The organism is Succinatimonas hippei YIT 12066 (assembly GCF_000188195.1).
Taxonomy (GTDB): Bacteria; Pseudomonadota; Gammaproteobacteria; order Enterobacterales; family Succinivibrionaceae; genus Succinatimonas; species Succinatimonas hippei.
This window is the reverse complement of the sequence record NZ_GL831005.1, coordinates 1-3,221: the sequence shown is the minus strand read 5'-3', so window position 1 is coordinate 3,221 and position 3,221 is coordinate 1. Positions and strand designations below refer to the sequence as shown.

Annotated in this window: 4 protein-coding genes; 3 read left to right on the top strand and 1 reads right to left on the bottom strand. The window is 37.8% G+C overall.

What is annotated here, in order from left to right; all coding sequences use genetic code 11:
* A partial coding sequence (locus tag HMPREF9444_RS06010) for an EamA family transporter (RefSeq protein WP_040909324.1) occupies window positions 1–412 on the bottom strand: 412 nt, incomplete at its 3' end.
* Between the two features lie 188 nt (window positions 413–600).
* Here HMPREF9444_RS06010 and adk point away from each other — a divergent pair.
* From adk to HMPREF9444_RS05995, 3 genes are all read left to right on the top strand, one after another.
* On the top strand, window positions 601–1,248 hold the full coding sequence (adk, locus tag HMPREF9444_RS06005) for an adenylate kinase (protein ID WP_009143507.1): 648 nt from the start codon (window positions 601–603) through the stop codon (window positions 1,246–1,248).
* Between the two features lie 167 nt (window positions 1,249–1,415).
* Window positions 1,416–1,856 (top strand): hypothetical protein, encoded by a 441-nt coding sequence (locus HMPREF9444_RS06000; protein ID WP_009143505.1) that lies wholly within the window; start codon window positions 1,416–1,418, stop codon window positions 1,854–1,856.
* A gap of 153 nt (window positions 1,857–2,009) precedes the next feature.
* On the top strand, window positions 2,010–2,948 hold the full coding sequence (locus tag HMPREF9444_RS05995) for an AEC family transporter (protein WP_009143504.1): 939 nt from the start codon (window positions 2,010–2,012) through the stop codon (window positions 2,946–2,948).
* Window positions 2,949–3,221 lie beyond the last annotated feature (273 nt).

The window sequence follows — 3,221 nt, the reverse complement described above, 5'->3', positions numbered from 1 at the left end:
TGTCGAATTTAAAAATAAACAATATTCCAAGAATGCTTATCAAACTGTAAATAATCTCTTTTATCTGCAGTTTTCTTTTTAACAATAAAGGTTCAAGCAAAGAGGTGAAAAATCCCATACTTGAAAGGCAGATCACGGCAATTGAAACATTGGCAAACTTAATCGATCCGTAAAAGAAGATCCAATGAATGCCTAAAAGTGTGCCTAAAGCAATAATTTTTACGTAATTTTTAGCCGGGATTTTTATAAGATTTTTGGTAATAAGGAGAAAGCAAAAGAACATTGCTGCGGTAAAGATGGAGCGGTAGCCGGATAAAACAAAAGAATCAAGCTCAATAAGTTTGCCTAAAATTCCGGTGAAACCTGCGATTAATATTGAAAGATGCAGACGCAGCAGAGCACTGCTTACCATTGTTTATTTCCTTTTTTAGTTATGTTTTTTTATGTCATTTTAGAGCAAAATATTTAAGAAAAAAACTTAGCATGCGGTGTGGACTTAAGGTTGTATTGCGACAACAAATGACGGCTTTTAAGTTATAATTACTTAGTTGGAAACATTTCCTTTTTCTTTTTTAGTCAAAGCATAGTTAAGGAAAAATCATGCGTATTATTTTATTAGGACCTCCGGGTGCAGGAAAGGGCACTCAAGCTCAAACCATTACCAAAGAATTTTCTATTCCTCAGATCTCCACCGGAGATATGCTTCGTGCTGCGATTAAAGAAGGAACCGAACTTGGCAAACAGGCTAAAGCCGTAATGGATGCCGGAAAGCTCGTATCTGATGACATTATTTTAGGTCTGGTAAAAGAGCGTATTGCTAAAGAAGACTGCAAGAACGGATTCTTGTTTGACGGTTTCCCGCGCACTATTCCTCAGGCTCAGGCCTTGGTTGATGCAGATATTACCATTGATGCTGTTGTTGAACTGCAGGTCCCTGATGAGAAGATTGTTAAGCGTATGAGCGGACGCCGCGTACATTTGGCTTCAGGTCGTACTTACCATATTGTTTATAATCCGCCTAAAGTTGAGGGCAAAGATGACGTAACCGGTGAGGATTTGGTTATTCGTCCTGACGATGAAGAGTCTACCGTTCGTTCACGCCTTGAGGTCTACCATAAACAGACTGAGCCTTTGGTTGATTTTTATAAGGATTTGGCTGCTCAGGGAAAAACGGCATATTTTGCAATCGATGCTGATCGCCCTGTTGAGGTTATTGCTAATGAGATTGTAGCAAAACTCCGCGGTTAATCTCCTCCTTTTTGCAGATCCTGGGTTGACAGGATCTGCTCCTTCTCATCCTTTAAAATATATTCTGTTTTTCTTTGCGACTCGTCTCGTGGATATCTGTCTTGCTTGATGCTACAATGCAGACACATCTTATTGTTTATATTTTGATTTAGAACCCATTGATTATCATGAAAAACTTTGTTTTGGCTTTAGGCATTACGGTGCTTACGTGTTCAATTTCTTTTGCGGAAGATCTTTATGACTATAGTCTGCCGTGCCCGAGTTTTTGGTCGGTGCAGCCCAACCCCAGTGTTGAGAATTCATTAAGTTATATTCATGACAACGGAGATATTGCAGTTACCGTAACTTATGTGGCAGGTAGTGCCGGTAACGTCGGTGCTCAAGCGTATTCAAGAGTGGCAGCAGAACAATTAAAATGCGATATGCCGGTTCGTTCTAATTTAATTGAAGATGCTTGGTCTTTTTATTGCTCGGATATCGGAGTTGAGGGCGTAGTTTACGGTGATGCAGGAGATTTGGTTTTATTATCTATTTCAGGACGAAATGATAAGACAGAGCCGGCTCTTGAAGATTTTGTGCGCTTTTTAGCAGATCAGGCTAAACGATAATTGTCTTTGAAATCTGTAATTAATTTTAGTCGGAGCCGGATACTCCTTTTTGTGCATTTCCGGATATTTAATAAGATCTATGGTTTCCGGAAGGCAAATATATTTAAAATATTAATTAGGTTAATTTAACTTGCTATTTGTTTTCTTTATTTTATGAGCGATATTTTTTTACAAATGGCGATTTTATTTATTATTATCGCCGTAGGTTTTTTATCGCATAAAAGCAGAATTCAGTACACCGATTTTGATAGAGCTTTGTCGCGCTTTATCATTAATATTTCCTGTCCGGCTTTAGTTTTATCTTCCGTTATGGGAGAAAATCTTCCCGATCCTGATTTAGTCGTACCTCTAGGCATTGTCGGTATTGCCTCGTATGCGTTGGTAATGCTTATCTCCATTCCCGGATCGAGGCTGTTTACACGGAACAAAGCTGATTTAGGCGTGTATTCTTTTATGCTGGTTTTCGGCAATGTCGGGTTTATCGGATATCCTGTAGTTGCTGCACTGTTTGGTCATGAAGCTATATTTTTTGCAGCCGTGCTGAATTTTGCCAATTCATTATTTATTTTTTCACTTGGCATGTTTTTTGTAAGCGGCGGTCAGCAGAAACTTCATTTTGACTATAAATTTTTAATAAATCCGATTATGATCGCCACATATTTATCTATTCTTATTGTTTGCTTTGAAATTAAGGATTTTCCGATAATTCTAAGTGAGCCTTTGAAAATGATCGGAAGTATTACCGTTCCAGGTGCTTTGCTTATTATCGGATCTTCCATAGCGCAAATACCGTTAAAAAAGATGTGCGGAAATATTGGTATTTACGCAATGTGTGCAATGCGTCTTCTTTTTCTTCCTTTTATTGTCTACGGTTTAACTTTGCTATTAACCGACTCAAAAACTATTATCACCGTTAATACAGTGTTGTTTGCAATGCCGGTAGCAACACTTGGCACTATGTTTTGCCTAATAAACAAAAGGGATGATTCACTTGTAACCCAGGGTATTTTTATCTCAACTATTGCTTCAATGCTTACGATCCCGTGTGTTTACGCATTAGTAAATCATTTAAATGATTTATTGGGAATTTAAGCATGGATTGAGTTAACCCTTAAAATCCGTAATGACTCCTTATATGTACCTAATCGGAGTGCCGATAAAATTAACATTCTGTGTTACTTGAATTAGATTTGAGAACGCTGTCGCTTTATGTCATGCTTAATCGAGGACAAAAGAACAGAAGATGAGAAAGTGCTCAGACAAAATGATTGACGCAACGATAAGAGTTGTTGACGGTGCACTGTTTTCTAAAAACCAGCTCAATCGTTTTTTATCCCACATTGAGCAGTAATTTTTAGGATTATT